The organism is Pseudomonas sp. No.21 (assembly GCF_054558415.1).
In genome coordinates, this window is record NZ_BAAJNO010000010.1 from 87322 (window position 1) to 103408 (window position 16087).

The window sequence follows — 16087 nt, forward strand, 5'->3', positions numbered from 1 at the left end:
CTTATTCGCCCAGCAGGGTCACGCTGCCGTTCTCGAGGGTTTCCTCCTCGAACAGGCGCCAGTCCTGGCCGTCTTCCTGGCCGATGAGTTCGACGAAGCGGCGGCCGCTGACCGAGTCTTCCAGGTGACCGCTGTAGAGGTCGCCGGATTGTGGCTGCAGGACGACGCGGCGGTCCTTTTCCTGTTGGGTGGGGGAGAGCAGGCTGAGGACGAGTTGCTGCGGGTGGCTGTTGCCGCTCAGGGTGACCTGGACCACGCCGCTCTGGTCGTCCAGGCGCACCTGGGCCTTCATGCCCAGGCGCTTGGCCAGCTCCTCGCGCTCGAGCGAGGTGTTGATGCCCTTGCCGACGTCGTAGTAGTTGTCGACCACCAGGCTCGGCGGGTTCTTGATGGCGATCACCAGCATGGAGGTGCCCAGCACCACGGAGGTGCCGAGGAGGCCGAGGATGAACCAGGGCCAGGGTTGCTTGTACCAGGGGCTTGCGGGAGATTCGGACTGCATGGGGATCTCGTTTTTCAGCGGACGCTGGGGCCGATGAAGCGGCTGTCAGCGTCGGTGGTGATGCTGGGATCGTCGGCCGAGCGGACCCGGAATACGATGGTGTTGGTGCTGGAGGGCAGCTTCTCGGGGTCGATGGACAGCTCCACCGGTACCGACAGCACCTCACCGGCTTCCGTCATGACCTGGCTCTTGCCCTCGTAGACGAGGCCGTCGAGGCCATCGGCTTCGATCACGAAGACCTGGTCCTTCTGGGACTTGTTCATGACCTTGAGGGTGTAGACGTTCTCGATGCGGCCCTGCTCGTTCTCGCGATACAGCACGCGATCCTTGATCACGTCCAGTTCCACCAGAGAGCGGGCGGCCACGGCGTAGCCGAACAGGCCGATCATCGCGACGAGGGCGGCAGCGTACCCGATCAGCCGCGGGCGCAGGAGGGTGGTCTGCTGCCCGTTCAGGTTGTGTTCGGTCGTGTAGCTGATCAGGCCCTTGGGATAGTTCATCTTCTCCATGATGCTGTCGCAGGCGTCGATACAGGCGGCGCAGCCGATGCACTCGATCTGCAGGCCGTCGCGGATGTCGATGCCTGTCGGGCAGACCTGGACGCACATGGTGCAGTCGATGCAGTCGCCGAGACCCTGGGCCTTGTAGTCGACGTTCTTCTTGCGCGGGCCACGGGACTCGCCGCGACGCGGATCGTAGGAGACGATCAGGGTGTCCTTGTCGAACATCACGCTCTGGAAGCGAGCGTATGGGCACATATAGATGCACACCTGCTCGCGCAGCCAGCCGGCGTTGCCGTAGGTGGCGAGGGTGAAGAAGCCGACCCAGAAATAGGCCCAGCCATCGGCATTGCCGGTGAAGAGGTCGAATACCAGTTCACGGATGGGCGTGAAGTAGCCGACGAAGGTGATGCCGGTGACGAAGCCGATCAGCAGCCAGAGGCTGTGCTTGGCCGACTTGCGCATGAGCTTGGCGCCGCTCATGGGGGCCTTGTCCAGCTTCATGCGCTGGTTGCGGTCGCCCTCGGTGACCTTCTCGCACCACATGAAGATCCAGGTCCAGACGCTCTGTGGGCAGGTGTAGCCGCACCAGACGCGACCGGCGAAGACGGTGATGAGGAACAGGCCGAAGGCGCAGATGATCAGCAGCCAGGACAGGAGGACGAAGTCCTGGGGCCAGAAGGTGGCGCCGAAGATGTAGAACTTGCGCTCGGGCAGGTTCCACCAGACGGCCTGGCGGTCGTTCCAGCTCAGCCAGACGGTGCCGAAATAAAGCAGGAAGAGCAGCGCGCCACCTGCCATGCGCAGGTTGCGGAAGATGCCGGTGAAGGCGCGGGTGTAGATCTTTTCACGGCTGGCGTAGAGGTCGGCGCTTGCACCGCTCTTGGCCGGGGGAGGGGTAATGTTCTGGACGGGGATCTGTTCGCTCATCTACTCATACCACGGCGGTTGGGGCTTGCCCCGATCGATGCTTGCCGAACGGGATCTTGTTGCCTGCCGCATATGGTACGCCCGATGGCGGCCTGCCATGTGCGACAGTGCGTCGCGCATGGCAGGCTTTGTGTCACTTGCTTTCGGTTTCTGCGGCGTTCTTGTGCGACAGACTGTAGACGTAAGCGGCGAGCAGGTGGACCTTGTCGTTGCCCAGGTGTTCTTCCTGAGCCGGCATGGAGCCCTGGCGACCGTAACGGATGGTCTGCTGCAGCTGGGCGAAGGTGCTGCCGTAGATGAACGCGCCCGGGTGGGTCAGGTTCGGAGCGCCCATCGCCGGGGTGCCCTTGCCTTCCGGACCGTGGCACGCCACGCAGTTGGCAGCGAAGATCGCCTTGCCGGCTTCCGGATTCGCATTGGAGTCCTTCGGCAGGTCACGACCATCCAGGGTCACGCGGACGAACGCGGCGACGTCACGTACGCCTTGCTCGCCGATGACTTCGCCCCAGGCCGGCATCACGCCGTGACGGCCGCCGAGGATGGTGGTCTTGATGGTCTCGGCCTCGCCACCCCAGCGCCAGTCGGCGTCGGTGAGGTTGGGGAAGCCGTAGGAGCCCTTGGCGTCGGAGCCGTGGCAGACCGAGCAGTTGGAAGCGAACAGGCGACCACCCATTTTCAGGGCTTTCTCGTCCTTGGCCACTTCCTCGATCGGCATGGCGGCGTACTTCTGGAACAGCGGGCCGTATTGCTTGTCGGCCTTGTCCATTTCCTTTTCCCACTGGTGGACACCGGTCCAGCCGGGCTGGCCGTCAGCGAAGGCCTTGCCTTCGGTGACTTCGCCGTAACCGGGGAAGATGCCTTTCCAGTTGCCCATGCCCGGGTACAGGACCAGGTAGCCGACGGCGAAGATCAGGGTGCCGACGAACAGCATGAACCACCACTTGGGCAGCGGGTTGTCATATTCCTCGATACCGTCGAAGGCGTGGCCGACGGTTTCTTCGGTGCTTTCCTGGCGCTGGCCTTTGCGGGTGGCAAAGATCAGCACGGTCAGCGCCACCAGTGTGGCGCTGGTGAGCAGGGTTACGTACCAACTCCAGAACGTGGTCATTCGCTCTTACTCCTCGAAGCTTCTTCATCGCTCTTGGTGTTCGCTGGCTTGTCGTCGGCGAAGGGCAGGTTGGCAGCTTCGTCGAAGCTGCCCTTGCGCTTGCTGCTGTACGCCCAGAGCACGACGCCGATGAAGGCGACGAACACCAGGATGGTTCCCAGTCCGCGGACAGTCTGGATATCCATCGTGCTTACCGTTTGTTCTTGATCGAGGTGCCCAGGCCTTGAAGGAACGCCACCAGTGCGTCCATCTCGGTCTTGCCCTTGACTGCGTCTTTGGCGCCGGCGATGTCATCGTCGGTGTAGGGCACGCCTACGGTACGGAGAGCTTCCATCTTGGCCGCGGTGTGCTTGCCATCGAGCTTGTTCTCCACCAGCCAGGGGTAGGCCGGCATCTTCGATTCCGGTACCACGTTGCGCGGGTTGTAGAGGTGCGCGCGGTGCCAGTCGTCGGAGTAGCGGCCGCCTACGCGGGCCAGGTCCGGGCCGGTACGCTTGGAGCCCCACAGGAAGGGGTGGTCCCAGACGCTTTCGCCGGCGACGGAGTAGTGGCCGTAGCGCTCGGTTTCGGCGCGGAAGGGGCGGACCATCTGCGAGTGGCAGCCGACGCAGCCTTCGCGGATGTAGATGTCACGGCCTTCCAGCTCCAGCGCGGAGCGCGGCTTCATGCCTTCGACCGGCGTGTTGGTCACGTCCTGGAAGAACAGCGGAACGATCTGCACCAGGCCACCGATGCTCACGGCGATGACCATGAACAGCGCCAGCAGACCTACGTTCTTCTCAACTAATTCATGCGACTTCATTATTAGTGAGCTCCTTGCGGGATCTGCGCGGCGGCTTCGTATTCGGACGGCTTGGCGGCACGCACGGTGCGCCAGGTGTTATAGGCCATCAGCAGCATGCCGGTGACGAAGAAGGCGCCGCCGAGTGCGCGGACCATGAAGCCGGGGTGGCTGGCTTCCAGTGCTTCGACGAAGGAGTAGGTCAGGGTGCCGTCTTCGTTCACCGCGCGCCACATCAGGCCCTGGGTGATGCCGTTGACCCACATCGAGGCGATGTAGAGCACGGTGCCGACGGTGGCCAGCCAGAAGTGGGCGTTGATCAGGCCGACGCTGTGCATCTGCTCGCGACCGAACACTTTCGGGATCAGGTGGTACAGGGAACCGATGGAAATCATCGCGACCCAGCCCAGAGCGCCGGCGTGTACGTGGCCGATGGTCCAGTCGGTGTAGTGGGAAAGGGCGTTGACGGTCTTGATGGCCATCATCGGGCCTTCGAAGGTGGACATGCCGTAGAAGGCCAGGGAGACCACCAGGAAGCGCAGGATCGGGTCGCTGCGCAACTTATGCCAGGCCCCCGACAGGCTCATCATGCCGTTGATCATGCCGCCCCAGCTCGGAGCCAGCAGGATCAGGGACATCGCCATGCCCAGGGACTGGGCCCAATCCGGCAGAGCGGTGTAGTGCAGGTGGTGCGGGCCGGCCCAGATGTACAGGGTGATCAGCGCCCAGAAGTGCACGATGGACAGGCGATACGAGTAGATCGGACGCTCGGCCTGTTTCGGCACGAAGTAGTACATCATCCCGAGGAAGCCGGTGGTCAGGAAGAAGCCCACGGCGTTGTGGCCGTACCACCACTGGATCATCGCGTCGGTCGCGCCGGAGTACACGGAGTACGACTTGAAGGCGTAGACCGGGATTTCCATGCTGTTGACGATGTGCAGCAGTGCGGTCACCAGGATGAAGGCGCCGAAGAACCAGTTGCCCACATAGATGTGCTTGGTCTTGCGCTTGACGATGGTGCCGAAGAACACGACCGCGTAGGTGATCCAGACGACAGCCAGGAGGATGTCGATCGGCCACTCGAGTTCGGCGTATTCCTTGGAGGAGGTGTAACCCAGAGGCAGTGTGATCACTGCCAGCACGATCACGGCTTGCCAGCCCCAGAACGTGAAGGCTGCCAGCCCATCGGAAATCAGGCGAGCCTGGCAGGTACGTTGCACCACGTAGTAGGACGTGGCGAACAGGGCGCAACCACCGAAGGCGAAGATCACCGCGTTGGTATGCAGGGGGCGCAGACGGCCGAAGCTGGTCCACGGAAGGTTCAGGTTGAGTTCCGGCCACACGAGTTGTGCGGCGATGAACACGCCTAGACCCATCCCAATGACCCCCCAGATCACCGTCATAACGGCGAACTGGCGGACCACCTTATAGTTATAAGCAGTCTGACTGATTGCTGTGCTCATGCTAGGGGTTCCACGGTTAATGGAGTTTTTCGGGGACAAAAAAGCGGCGCAAGTATGGAGAAAGAGGGTAGTCATTGCAACGACACATGCCGACACAAACACCCTTTCAGGGCCCTCTGGACAAGGATTCCAGCCGGTTCGTCCGGTGGCCGAGACAGCACTTCGAGCCGGGGCGGGAGGGGGGAATCGCCTTGCCCTCATGACGGGTGAGGATTATCGAGCAGCTTAGTCGATGGGCTTTCGGGGGGAAGGCTACTGGTCGGGACGGGTGCGACATTGGGTCGCACTATATATAAGGAGGGAGTGGGGAGGGATCTTGAGGGGTGGACACATCCCTGTGCCCGTGTTGCCCTTCTCGCGTCGGGCTGCCTTTGCGCGGCTCCGTCCGGTGCCTTTCGGTCCGGGCGGTGTGGCGACGCCTCCTTGCGTCGCCGGTTCGGATCACTCGCTGGCTACTTTCTCCCCGTCCTTGCGGGACAGGCTGTACACGTAGGCGGCGAGGATGTGCACCTTGTCCTGGCCGAGGTATTGCTCCTGGGCAGGCATCTGGCCGTTGCGGCCGTAGCGGATGGTCTGTTGCAGCTGGGCCAGGCTGGAGCCGTAGATCCAGGCGGCCGGCTGGGTCAGGTCCGGGGCGCCCATGGCTGCGGTGCCGTGGCCTTCCTGGCCGTGGCAGGCGGTGCAGGTGGTGGCGAACAGGGCCTTACCGGCTTCCACGTCGGCTTTCACATCGTCCGGCAGCTTCAGGCCGGCCAGGTCCTGGCGGACGTAGGCGGCGACGTTCTTCACGCCTTCATCACCCAGTACTTCACCCCAGGCCGGCATGGCAGCCATGCGACCGTGCAGGATGGTGACCTTGATGGTTTCGGCGTCGCCGCCCCAGCGCCAGCTGCTGTCGGCCAGGTTGGGGAAACCGACCGCGCCCTTGGCGTCCGAACCGTGGCAGATGGAGCAGTAGGTGGCGAACAGGCGGCCGCCCATTTTCAGGGCTTGCGGATCCTGGGCCACGGCTTCCAGCGGCATGGCGGAGTACTTGGCGAAGATCGGGCCGTATTGGGCGTTGGCCTTGTCGACCTCGCGCTGCCACTGCTTCTCCTGGGTCCAGCCGCCTTCATAGCCGGGGAACAGGCCGGTCCAGTTGCCCAGGCCGGGGTAGAGCACCATGTAGCCGATGGCGAAGACGATGGTGCCCACGAACAGCATGAACCACCATTTGGGCAGCGGGTTGTCGTACTCCTCGATGCCGTCGAAGGCATGGCCCATGGTCTTGTCGACCGTGCCCTTGGCCTCGCCCTTGCGGGTGGCGAACACCAGCCAGAGCAGCGCCACCAGGGTGAAGAGGGTGAGCAGGGTTATGTACCAGCTCCAGAAAGTGGTCATTCGTGTGTGCTCCTAGAAACATTCCGGTCTTGCAGGCTGGGCTTGGCGTCGTCGCCGAAGGGCAGCAGCGAGGCTTGCTCGAAGTCAGCCTTGCGGCGGCCGCTGTAGGCCCAGCAGAACACCCCGATCATCGCGACCAGCACCAGCAAGGTGCCGAGGCCGCGCAGTATTCCAACGTCCATGGCGCCTTACCTCTTGGTCTTCAGGCTGGTGCCGAGCACCTGCAGGTAGGCGACCAGGGCGTCCATCTCGGTCTTGTCCTTGACCGCCTCGGAGGCACCGGCGATGTCCTCGTCGGTGTAGGGCACGCCCAGGGTCTTCATGGCGCTGAGCTTGGCGGCGGTGTCCTTGCCGTCGAGCTTGTTCTCCACCAGCCACGGGTAGGCCGGCATCTTCGACTCCGGTACTACGTTGCGCGGGTTGTAGAGGTGCGCGCGGTGCCAGTCGTCCGAGTAGCGGGCGCCAACCCGGGCCAGGTCCGGGCCGGTGCGCTTGGAGCCCCACAGGAAGGGATGGTCCCAGACGCTTTCGCCGGCGACGGAGTAGTGGCCATAGCGCTCGGTCTCGGCGCGGAAGGGGCGGATCATCTGCGAGTGGCAGCCGACGCAGCCTTCGCGGATGTAGATGTCGCGTCCTTCCAGCTGCAGCGCGGTGTAGGGCTTCATGCCTTCGACCGGGGTGTTGGTCACGTCCTGGAAGAACAGCGGGACGATCTGTACCAGACCGCCGATGCTGACGGCCAGGATCATGAACAACGCCATCAGGCCGACGTTCTTCTCGATGACTTCATGCTTTTTCATCTATCGATTCCTCAGGCGATCTGGGCGATGGCGTCGTATTCGGCCGGCTTGGCAGCCTTCACGGTGCGCCAGGTGTTGTAGGCCATGAGGAGCATGCCGCTGAGGAAGATCGCGCCGCCGATCATGCGCACCACGAAGCCGGGGTGGCTGGCTTCCAGTGCCTCGACGAAGGAGTAGGTCAGGGTGCCGTCCTCGTTCACCGCGCGCCACATCAGGCCCTGGGCGATGCCGTTGACCCACATCGAGGCGATGTAGAGCACGGTGCCGATGGTGGCCAGCCAGAAGTGGGCGTTGATCAGGCCGACGCTGTGCATCTGCTCGCGGCCGAACACCTTCGGGATCAGGTGGTACAGCGAGCCGATGGACACCATGGCGACCCAGCCTAGGGCGCCGGCGTGCACGTGGCCGATGGTCCAGTCGGTGTAGTGGGAGAGGGCGTTGACGGTCTTGATGGCCATCATCGGGCCTTCGAAGGTGGACATGCCGTAGAAGGCGAGGGAGACCACCAGGAAGCGCAGGATCGGATCGTCGCGCAGCTTATGCCAGGCGCCCGAGAGGGTCATCATGCCGTTGATCATGCCGCCCCAGCTCGGCGCCAGCAGGATCAGCGACATCACCATGCCCAGGGACTGAGCCCAGTCCGGCAGCGCGGTGTAGTGCAGGTGGTGCGGGCCGGCCCAGATGTAGACCGCGATCAGCGCCCAGAAGTGGACGATGGACAGGCGGTAGGAGTAGACCGGGCGACCGGCCTGCTTCGGCACGAAGTAATACATCATCCCGAGGAAGCCGGCGGTCAGGAAGAAGCCCACGGCGTTGTGGCCGTACCACCACTGGACCATCGCGTCGGTCGCGCCCGAGTAGAGCGAGTAGGACTTGGTCAGGGTGACCGGGATCTCCAGGTTGTTGATTACATGGAGGATGGCCACGGTGAGGATGAAGCCACCGAAGAACCAGTTGCCCACGTAGATGTGCTTGGTCTTGCGCTTCATCACCGTGCCGAAGAACACGGCGGCGTAGCAGACCCAGACGATGGTGATGAGAATGTCGATCGGCCATTCCAGCTCGGCGTATTCCTTGGAGCTGGTGAAGCCCAGCGGCAGGCTCACGGCGGCCAGGACGATCACCAGCTGCCAACCCCAGAAGGTGAAGGCGGCGAGCTTGTCCGAGACCAGGCGGGTCTGGCAGGTGCGTTGGACGGCGTAGTAGGAGGTGGCGAACAATGCGCAACCACCGAACGCGAAGATCACCGCGTTGGTGTGCAAGGGTCGCAAGCGGCCAAAGCTGGTCCAGGGCAGGTTGAAGTTGAGCTCCGGCCAGGCTAGCTGGGCAGCTATGAGAACGCCGAGCCCCATCCCGACGATTCCCCAGACCACCGTCATAATGGCGAACTGGCGGACCACCTTGTAGTTGTAGGCGGTACTGACTGCTGTGTTCATGTTTGTGGGCTTCCGTACACGGTTTCTTGGAATTGCGTGCGAAGCATGGTGAAAGCCCTTACTGGCGCTATTGATTTGGATCAACAGACGCCGCCCACCGGAGATTTCCCGATGCTGCTGTGGAGCAGGCCTTCAGGCCTTGTGAAGAACACCCTGATACTGGCCCACGGTGCCGGGGCGCCGATGGACAGCGCCTTCATGGAGGAAATGGCGCAGAAGCTCGCCACGCGGGGCGTAGCGGTGGTGCGTTTCGAGTTTCCCTACATGGCGGCGCGGCGTGACGACGGGCGCAGACGCCCGCCCAATCCGCAGGGGCAATTGCTCGATCACTGGCGGGCGGTGCATGCCGAGGTGCGACAGCACGTCACGGGGCGATTGGCCATCGGTGGCAAGTCCATGGGCGGTCGCATGGCCAGCCTGGTGGCCGATGAGCTGGGCGCGGATGCGCTGGTCTGCCTGGGGTATCCCTTCTATGCGGCCGGTAAACCGGAGAAGCCCCGGGTCGCCCACCTGGCCGAGCTGAAGACCCCGACCCTGGTCGTCCAGGGCGAGCGCGATGCCCTTGGCGACCGCCCTGCCGTCACCGGCTACGCGTTATCCCCGTCGATCCATCTGCACTGGCTGGTCGCAGGCGACCATGACCTCAAGCCCCTCAAGGCGTCGGGCCTGACCCACGAGCAGCACATGGACGGCGCCGCGGATGCCGTGGCGGCCTTCCTGGCGAGTTGAGTGCGCGCTACTTTCGCGCGACGAGTAGGTCGAGCACGCCGCCGCCATCCTTGATCTGCTGCAGGATGATCTCGGAGCGGATGTCGGTGACGCCCCGGGCGCGGTTCAGGCGGTTGACGATGAAGTCGGAGAACTGTTTCAGGTTGCGCGCCTGGACCCGCAGCACATAGTTGCTGTGGCCGGTGACGATGAAGGCGCTCACCACCTCGGGCCAGCTCTGTACCTGCTCCATGAAGCGCTCGTGCCAGCCATCCTCGTCCTGGCGCATGGAAAGGTGCACCAGGGCATCCAGCTCGATTCCCAGGCGCTCGGCATCCAGCAGCGGTCGATAGCCGCGGATCACCCCACCGTCTTCCAGGTTGCGTAGCCGACGCAAGCAGGCGGAGGGCGAGAGCGCGACCTTCTCCGCCAGTTCCTGGTTGCTGATGCGTCCGTTCTGCTGGAGGCAGAGGAGGAGGCGCAGATCGGTAGTATCCAGGGTCATTGAATATTCTTTCAGTGAACTGTTGTCTGGCGAAATTATCTTCGAATAAGTGCCGCTTTCGGGACGAAGATAGCACGAACATTCTTCGGCCCCTGACCCATGATCATCCTCCTTTCACGGGAGTCCGATCATGCAAGACGGCCAGTCCCTCTGGGACATCAGTCCACCGCTGGACGCCAGCACGCCAACCTGGCCGGGCGATACGCCCTTCCAGGAGGAACGCTGCTGGCACATCGACGAGCACTGCCCGGTCAACGTGGGGCGCATCACCCTGTCGCCCCACACGGGCGCCCATGCCGATGCACCGCTGCACTACGACGCGTCCGGTGCGGCGATCGGGGACGTCGACCTGGCGCCCTACCTCGGCCCTTGCCGGGTCATCCACTGCCTGGATGCCGGCGGCCTGGTACGGCCTGCGCAACTGGAACCGCATCTTCACCAGCTGCCGCCCCGGGTCCTGATCCGCACCTGGCGGCAAGCGCCTCTCGACAGCTGGCCCGAGGCCTTCGCGGCCATCGATCCGCTGGCCGTCGAACTGCTGGCCCGCCACGGTGTGCGCCTGGTGGGTATCGACACGCCGTCGCTGGACCCCCAGGACAGCAAGACGCTCGATGCGCACCAGGCCGTTCGCCGTTGGCGCATGGCGATCCTCGAAGGCCTGCTGCTCGATGACGTCGCTCCGGGCGACTACGAACTGATCGCCCTCCCGCTCAAATTCACCCATCTCGATGCCAGCCCGGTTCGCGCCGTGCTGCGTCGCCTGCCTGCCTAGGAATCGACATGACTACAAGAGAAGACTGCCTGGCCCTCGATGCCCGCGACCCCCTCGGCCCCTTGCGCGAGGAATTCGTCCTGCCCGAAGGCGTGATCTACCTCGACGGCAACTCCCTCGGCGCCCGGCCGAGGCCCGCGCTGCAGAGGGCCCGCGAAGTGGTGGAGAAGGAGTGGGGCGAAGGGCTGATCGGCAGCTGGAACAGCGCCGGCTGGCGCGCGTTGCCGGAGCGCCTGGGCAACCGGCTGGCTCGCCTGATCGGCGCGGGCGAGGACGAGGTGGTCATCACCGACACCACATCCATCAACCTCTTCAAGGTGCTGGTGGCAGCGCTTCGTGTGCAGGCCGAGCGCGACCCGTCGCGCAAGGTGATCGTCACCGAACGCAGTAACTTCCCCACCGACATCTACATGGTCGAAGGCCTCGCCGACATGCTCCAGCAGGGCTACAGCCTGCGCCTGGTGGATGCACCGGAGGAGATGCCCGCGGCCATCGGCACCGACACCGCCGTCGCGCTGATCACCCAGGTGAACTACAAGACCGGCCACCTCCACGACATGGCCGCGCTCACGGCGCTGGCACACGAGTGCGGTGCGCTGACCATCTGGGACCTCTGCCATTCGGCCGGCGCGGTGCCGGTCGACCTCAAGGGTTCCGGCGCCGACTACGCCATCGGTTGCACCTACAAGTACCTCAACGGCGGTCCAGGCTCGCCGGCCTTCGTCTGGGTCGCCCCGCACCTGCGCGAGCTGGTCTGGCAGCCGCTCACGGGCTGGTGGGGCCATGTCCGCCAGTTCGGCATGGAGGCCCGCTACGAGCCGGCCCCGGGGATCGGCCGCTACCTCTGCGGCACCCAGCCGATCACCTCCCTCGCCATGGTGGAGTGCGGCCTGGAGGCCTTCGAGAAGACCGACATGCAGGCCCTGCGGGAGAAGTCCCTGGCACTGACCGACCTCTTCATCGAACGCGTCCGCGCCCGTTGTGGCGAGCACCCGCTGACCCTGGTGACGCCGATGGAACACGCCCGCCGCGGCAGCCACGTGAGCTTCGAGCACCCCGAGGGCTACGCCGTGATCCAGGCGCTCATCGACCGTGGCGTCATCGGCGACTACCGCGAGCCGCGGATCATGCGCTTCGGCTTCACCCCGCTCTACACCGGCTTCACCGATGTCTGGGATGCCGCCGAGGCGCTCGTTGACGTGCTCGACAGCGATGCCTGGCGCGCAGAGCGCTTCATGACCCGCAAGCAGGTGACCTGAACCCAACCGGGCGCCCGGGGAGGGCGCCCAGCCTCGAGCCCATAACCACAAGAAGAGGTCGATGATGATGAAATCCCGTTTCCCAATGGCGTGTGCCTTGCTCTGTGCGTCCCTCAGCCCCCAGGCGATGTCCGGGGAGCCGGCCGAAGGCTTCCTGGAGGACAGCCGGCTGGTCCTGACCCAGCGCAACTTCTACTTCCACCGCAACATGCTCAACAACCCCGGTGGGCAGAACTACCGGGAGGAGTGGGCCCATGGCATGCAACTGGACTACAGCTCCGGCTATACCCGGGGAACGGTGGGCCTCGGTGTCGATGCGTACGCCAGCCTCGGGCTCAAGCTCGACAGCAACCGTGCCCGCACCGGCACCGACCTGCTGCCCCTGGACTCTGCCGGGCGGCCTGAAGACGACCACAGCGAGGTCGGCGCGGCGCTGAAGCTGCGTATCTCGCGCAGCGAGCTGAAATACGGCAGCCAGGCACCGATGAACCCGGTGTTCGGCACCGGCAACGCACGGCTGTTCGCGCCGATGGCCATCGGCTTCTCGCTGGCCAGTCGCGAACGCGACGACCTGTTGCTGGAGGCCGGTCACTTCACCGCCGGCAACGACGGCAACTCCACCAATGGCGACGGCGCACTCAAGGCCCTGTTCGCCCAGGTGGAAACGCGTCGGGTCGACTACGCCGGCTTCGACTGGACCCCGGCGGAAGGCACCGGGCTGTCCGCCTACACCTCAAGGTTCGAAGACGTCTGGCGCCAGCACTACCTGGGAGCCAACCACCGCGTGGGGCTGGATGAAGCGCTTGCCCTGACCTTCGACTTCAACCTCTATCGCACCCGTGACCAGGGGCGGCGACTGGCGGGCGGGATCGACACCACCGCCTGGTCCGCTTCCGCACGCTACAGCCAGGGCGCCCATGCCCTGACCCTGGCGCATCAGCGGGTAAGCGGCGACGAGCCATTCGACTACCTGGGCTTCGATCGCCAGCCCGGCACATCGATCTACCTCGCCAACTCGGTGCAGGTGCTCGACTTCAACGCCCCCAACGAGCGCTCCTGGCAACTGCGCTACGACCTCGACCTGGCGCTGTTCGGCGTACCCGGCCTGGGCTTCATGACCCGCTACATCCGCGGTGACCACATCGACGACAGCCATCACAAGGGGCCGGGCTCCTACCAGCGTTACGGCGAGGCCGGCAAGCGCTGGGAGCGGGACATCGAGTTGCGCTACGTCGTGCAGTCCGGCTCGGCCAAGGACCTGTCCGTGCGCCTGCGCCAGGCCAGCATCCGCTCAACCGGGCAGGTGGCCCGTGCCGATACCGCAGACAACAACGAACTGCGGGTGATCATCGAATACCCGCTGCAACTTCTCTGACGCCTGCATAACGACAATAAGGACGAGGCACGAAATGACCACCAAGACTGGATTCGCCGCCATCGCGGCCCGCGAGCAGGGCCTCAAGCGCCAGCTCACTTCGGCGCAGATGAGCATGATCGCCATCGGGGGTGCCATCGGCACCGGGCTGTTCATGGGGAGCAGCTTCGCCATCGGCTTCGCCGGCCCCGGGGTGCTCGTCAGCTATGCCCTCGGCGCCTTGATCGCGCTGCTGTTGATGGGGTGCCTGGCGGAGATGACCGTGGCCCATCCCACCTCCGGCTCCTTCGGTGCCTACGCCGAGTTCTACATCAGCCCGCTGGCGGGGTTCCTGGTGCGCTACGCCTACTGGGCGTCCATTGTCCTGGCGGTGGGAACGGAGGTCACCGCCATCGCGATGTACATGAAGCACTGGTTCCCCGACGTGGCCGGGTGGGTGTGGATCCTGCTGTTCTCCTCGGTGCTGATCTTCACCAACGCCATCAGCGTCAAGGCGTTCGGCCACTTCGAGTACTGGTTCTCGGCCATCAAGATCAGCGCCATCCTCGCCTTCATCCTGCTGGGGGCCTGGCTGGTGTTCGGTGGGCAGAACCCGGAGTACGGCTTCCACCACTACGTCGAGCACGGCGGCTTCATGCCCAACGGCATTTCGGGCGTATGGATCGCGGTGATCATCGCCATCTTCAGCTACCTCAGCATCGAGATGATCGCCGTGGCTGCCGGCGAGGCGGAACACCCCGAGCAGGCGGTGAAGAAGGCCTTCAAGGTGACCATGGTGCGGCTGGTGGTGTTCTACCTGCTCACCCTCGCGCTGATCCTCGCCATGGTGCCCTGGGACCAGTCCGGACAGGGCGCGCAGAGCCCCTTCGTCAGCGTCATGGCGCAGGTTGGGATTCCGGGTGCCACGGGCTTGATCAACTTCGTGATCCTGGTGGCGGCGCTCTCGGCCATGAACAGCCAGCTGTACACCACCACGCGGATGATGTTCAGCCTGTCCCGCGCGGGCCACGCCCCCAAGGCGATGGGCCGGCTGAGCGAGGCCGGAGTGCCGCTGAACGCCCTGGCGCTTTCCTGCACCGGCATCGCCCTGGCGACCCTGGTCAACCTGGTATTCCCCGAGCAGTCCTTCATGCTGATGATGGCCATCTCCATCTTCGGCGCGCTCTTCGCCTGGATGATGATTTTCCTCACCCACTACCGCTTCCGCCGCTATCACCAGCGCCTGGGCAATGCACCGTTGGCCTTTCGCATGTGGGGCTTCCCCTATGGAACGCTGCTGGGCCTGGGCCTGGTGCTGGCGGTCCTGGTCACCACGGCCTTCGTGCCGGCGTTCCGCATGACCCTGGTATTCGGTGTGCCGTTCCTCGCGCTGCTCTCCATCGCCTACCTGTTGGTCCTGCGCAGGGCTGCACCGGCAATCGGGGCGGAAGCGGGCGACCTCCCTGTCCAGCTGAGTGGCGTCGGAGCCAGGACGCCAGAACAGGGACGTTCCTGATAGGCCGGCGAGCCACTCACCCGGCAGGGTGCAAGCAGACTGCGGAGTCCATCACCACAAGGAAGGGCGACGATATGGATGCCTTGCAGGAAACCCTGCCGATCCTGATCTACCAGCGGGAAGGGGAAAGCGTTACCGAGGTACGCATGGAGGGGGAGACCGTCTGGCTGACCCAGCGGCAGATGGCGGAGCTGTTCGACAAGAACGTACGAACCATAAGCGAGCACATCCGCAATATCTTCCGTGAGGGGGAGCTGAGCGAGTCGGCAGTTATCCGGGATTTCCGGATAACTGCCGCGGACGGCAAGTTCTATGACACGTCGCACTACAGCCTCGACGTCATCATCTCGGTCGGCTATCGCGTCAAGTCGACCCAGGGCACGCGTTTCCGCATCTGGGCCAACGGCGTGCTCAAGGAGCACCTGCTCCAGGGCTACAGCCTCAACCGGCGAAGGCTGGAGGCGCAGCAGGCGCGTATCGGGCAGTTGCAGAAGACCCTGACGCTGTTCCGTGACGGCCTGGTGGATCGGGCCAGCCTGACCGAGGCGCGTGGTTTGGTGAGCGTCATCGCCGGCTATGCGCGTACCTTCCTGCTGCTCAACCAGTTCGACGGCGAACGCCTTGCCCGCGATGGTTTCACCGAAGACATCCGCTATGTGATCGAGCCGGGCGAGGCCGCCGAATGCATCGCCGCGCTGAAGGCCGACCTGATGCACAGGGGGGAGGCCAGCGAGCTGTTCGGCCAGCCGAAGGACGACAGCTTCGAGGGGCTGCTGGGCAATATCGTGCAGTCCTTCGGCGGGCAGTTCCTTTACCCGAGCATCGAGGAACAGGCGGCCAACCTGCTGTACATGGTGATCAAGAACCACCCCTTCACCGATGGCAACAAGCGCATCGGAGCCTTCTTGTTCATCTGGTTCCTGAGGCGAAACCGACATCACCTGAAGACGGATGGCGAACTGAAGATCAATGACAACGCCCTCGCGGCCATCGCCCTGTTGGTGGCCCAGAGCGATCCGCGACAGAAGGAGCTGATGGTCCACCTGGTGATGAACCTGATCATGGAGTGAACC

Annotated in this window: 17 protein-coding genes; 6 read left to right on the forward strand and 11 right to left on the reverse strand. The window is 64.3% G+C overall.

The features are described 5' to 3' along the window. Nucleotide 1 precedes the first annotated feature (1 nt). The 10 genes from ACYJSS_RS21185 to ccoN (ACYJSS_RS21230) all read right to left on the reverse strand — a co-directional run bounded on the left by ACYJSS_RS21185 (nt 2) and on the right by ccoN (ACYJSS_RS21230) (nt 8900). A complete protein-coding gene (locus ACYJSS_RS21185; RefSeq protein WP_111260400.1) occupies nt 2-502 on the reverse strand; it encodes a FixH family protein in 501 nt (166 codons plus the stop codon). 14 nt (nt 503-516) lie between these two features. Further along, nucleotides 517-1932, reverse strand: a complete 1416-nt coding sequence (gene ccoG, locus ACYJSS_RS21190) for a cytochrome c oxidase accessory protein CcoG (RefSeq protein WP_111260399.1) — start codon at nt 1930-1932, stop codon at nt 517-519. Between the two features lie 133 nt (nt 1933-2065). Beyond that, the gene (ccoP, locus tag ACYJSS_RS21195) at nt 2066-3040 is read right to left on the reverse strand and encodes a cytochrome-c oxidase, cbb3-type subunit III (protein WP_111260398.1); all 975 of its coding nucleotides are present in this window, start codon (nt 3038-3040) and stop codon (nt 2066-2068) included. Next, nucleotides 3037-3225 carry a cbb3-type cytochrome oxidase subunit 3 gene (locus tag ACYJSS_RS21200; RefSeq protein WP_111260397.1) on the reverse strand — a complete coding sequence of 63 codons (189 nt, stop codon included), beginning with the start codon at nt 3223-3225 and terminating at the stop codon, nt 3037-3039. Before ACYJSS_RS21200 ends, ccoP (ACYJSS_RS21195) begins: the two co-directional genes overlap by 4 nt. A 5-nt stretch (nt 3226-3230) precedes the next feature. Further along, nucleotides 3231-3842 carry a cytochrome-c oxidase, cbb3-type subunit II gene (ccoO, locus tag ACYJSS_RS21205; RefSeq protein WP_111260396.1) on the reverse strand — a complete coding sequence of 204 codons (612 nt, stop codon included), beginning with the start codon at nt 3840-3842 and terminating at the stop codon, nt 3231-3233. A 2-nt stretch (nt 3843-3844) separates the two neighbouring features. Next, nucleotides 3845-5284 carry a cytochrome-c oxidase, cbb3-type subunit I gene (ccoN, locus tag ACYJSS_RS21210; protein ID WP_111260395.1) on the reverse strand — a complete coding sequence of 480 codons (1440 nt, stop codon included), beginning with the start codon at nt 5282-5284 and terminating at the stop codon, nt 3845-3847. A gap of 441 nt (nt 5285-5725) precedes the next feature. Then, a complete protein-coding gene (gene ccoP, locus ACYJSS_RS21215) occupies nt 5726-6664 on the reverse strand; it encodes a cytochrome-c oxidase, cbb3-type subunit III (protein WP_111260394.1) in 939 nt (312 codons plus the stop codon). Further along, nucleotides 6661-6846 (reverse strand): cbb3-type cytochrome oxidase subunit 3, encoded by a 186-nt coding sequence (locus ACYJSS_RS21220; RefSeq protein WP_111260393.1) that lies wholly within the window; start codon nt 6844-6846, stop codon nt 6661-6663. The genes ccoP (ACYJSS_RS21215) and ACYJSS_RS21220 overlap by 4 nt, the downstream gene beginning before the upstream one ends. A 6-nt stretch (nt 6847-6852) precedes the next feature. Then, entirely contained in the window at nt 6853-7464 is a 612-nt protein-coding gene (gene ccoO / locus ACYJSS_RS21225; RefSeq protein WP_021222189.1) for a cytochrome-c oxidase, cbb3-type subunit II, read from the reverse strand. Nucleotides 7465-7475: 11 nt separating this feature from the next. Further along, entirely contained in the window at nt 7476-8900 is a 1425-nt protein-coding gene (gene ccoN / locus ACYJSS_RS21230) for a cytochrome-c oxidase, cbb3-type subunit I (protein WP_111260392.1), read from the reverse strand. Nucleotides 8901-9011: 111 nt separating this feature from the next. Here ccoN (ACYJSS_RS21230) and ACYJSS_RS21235 point away from each other — a divergent pair, with 111 nt between their 5' ends. Next, on the forward strand, nt 9012-9629 hold the full coding sequence (locus ACYJSS_RS21235; RefSeq protein WP_111260391.1) for an alpha/beta family hydrolase: 618 nt from the start codon (nt 9012-9014) through the stop codon (nt 9627-9629). A 7-nt stretch (nt 9630-9636) separates the two neighbouring features. On the opposite strand, the gene ACYJSS_RS21240 is transcribed toward ACYJSS_RS21235, so the two are convergent. After that, complete coding sequence (locus ACYJSS_RS21240) at nt 9637-10113, reverse strand: Lrp/AsnC family transcriptional regulator (protein WP_021222186.1); 477 nt, start codon at nt 10111-10113, stop codon at nt 9637-9639. Between the two features lie 130 nt (nt 10114-10243). On the opposite strand from ACYJSS_RS21240, the gene kynB reads away from it, so the two are divergent. The 5 genes from kynB to rhuM all read left to right on the forward strand — a co-directional run bounded on the left by kynB (nt 10244) and on the right by rhuM (nt 16084). Further along, nucleotides 10244-10885 (forward strand): arylformamidase, encoded by a 642-nt coding sequence (gene kynB, locus ACYJSS_RS21245; protein WP_021222185.1) that lies wholly within the window; start codon nt 10244-10246, stop codon nt 10883-10885. Nucleotides 10886-10893: 8 nt separating this feature from the next. Beyond that, a complete protein-coding gene (gene kynU / locus ACYJSS_RS21250; RefSeq protein WP_111260390.1) occupies nt 10894-12144 on the forward strand; it encodes a kynureninase in 1251 nt (416 codons plus the stop codon). A 67-nt stretch (nt 12145-12211) separates the two neighbouring features. After that, nucleotides 12212-13519 (forward strand): OprD family porin, encoded by a 1308-nt coding sequence (locus ACYJSS_RS21255; protein ID WP_371921678.1) that lies wholly within the window; start codon nt 12212-12214, stop codon nt 13517-13519. Nucleotides 13520-13553: 34 nt separating this feature from the next. After that, entirely contained in the window at nt 13554-15014 is a 1461-nt protein-coding gene (locus tag ACYJSS_RS21260; RefSeq protein WP_111260388.1) for an amino acid permease, read from the forward strand. A gap of 74 nt (nt 15015-15088) precedes the next feature. Beyond that, nucleotides 15089-16084 (forward strand): virulence protein RhuM/Fic/DOC family protein, encoded by a 996-nt coding sequence (gene rhuM / locus ACYJSS_RS21265; protein ID WP_111260387.1) that lies wholly within the window; start codon nt 15089-15091, stop codon nt 16082-16084. Nucleotides 16085-16087 lie beyond the last annotated feature (3 nt).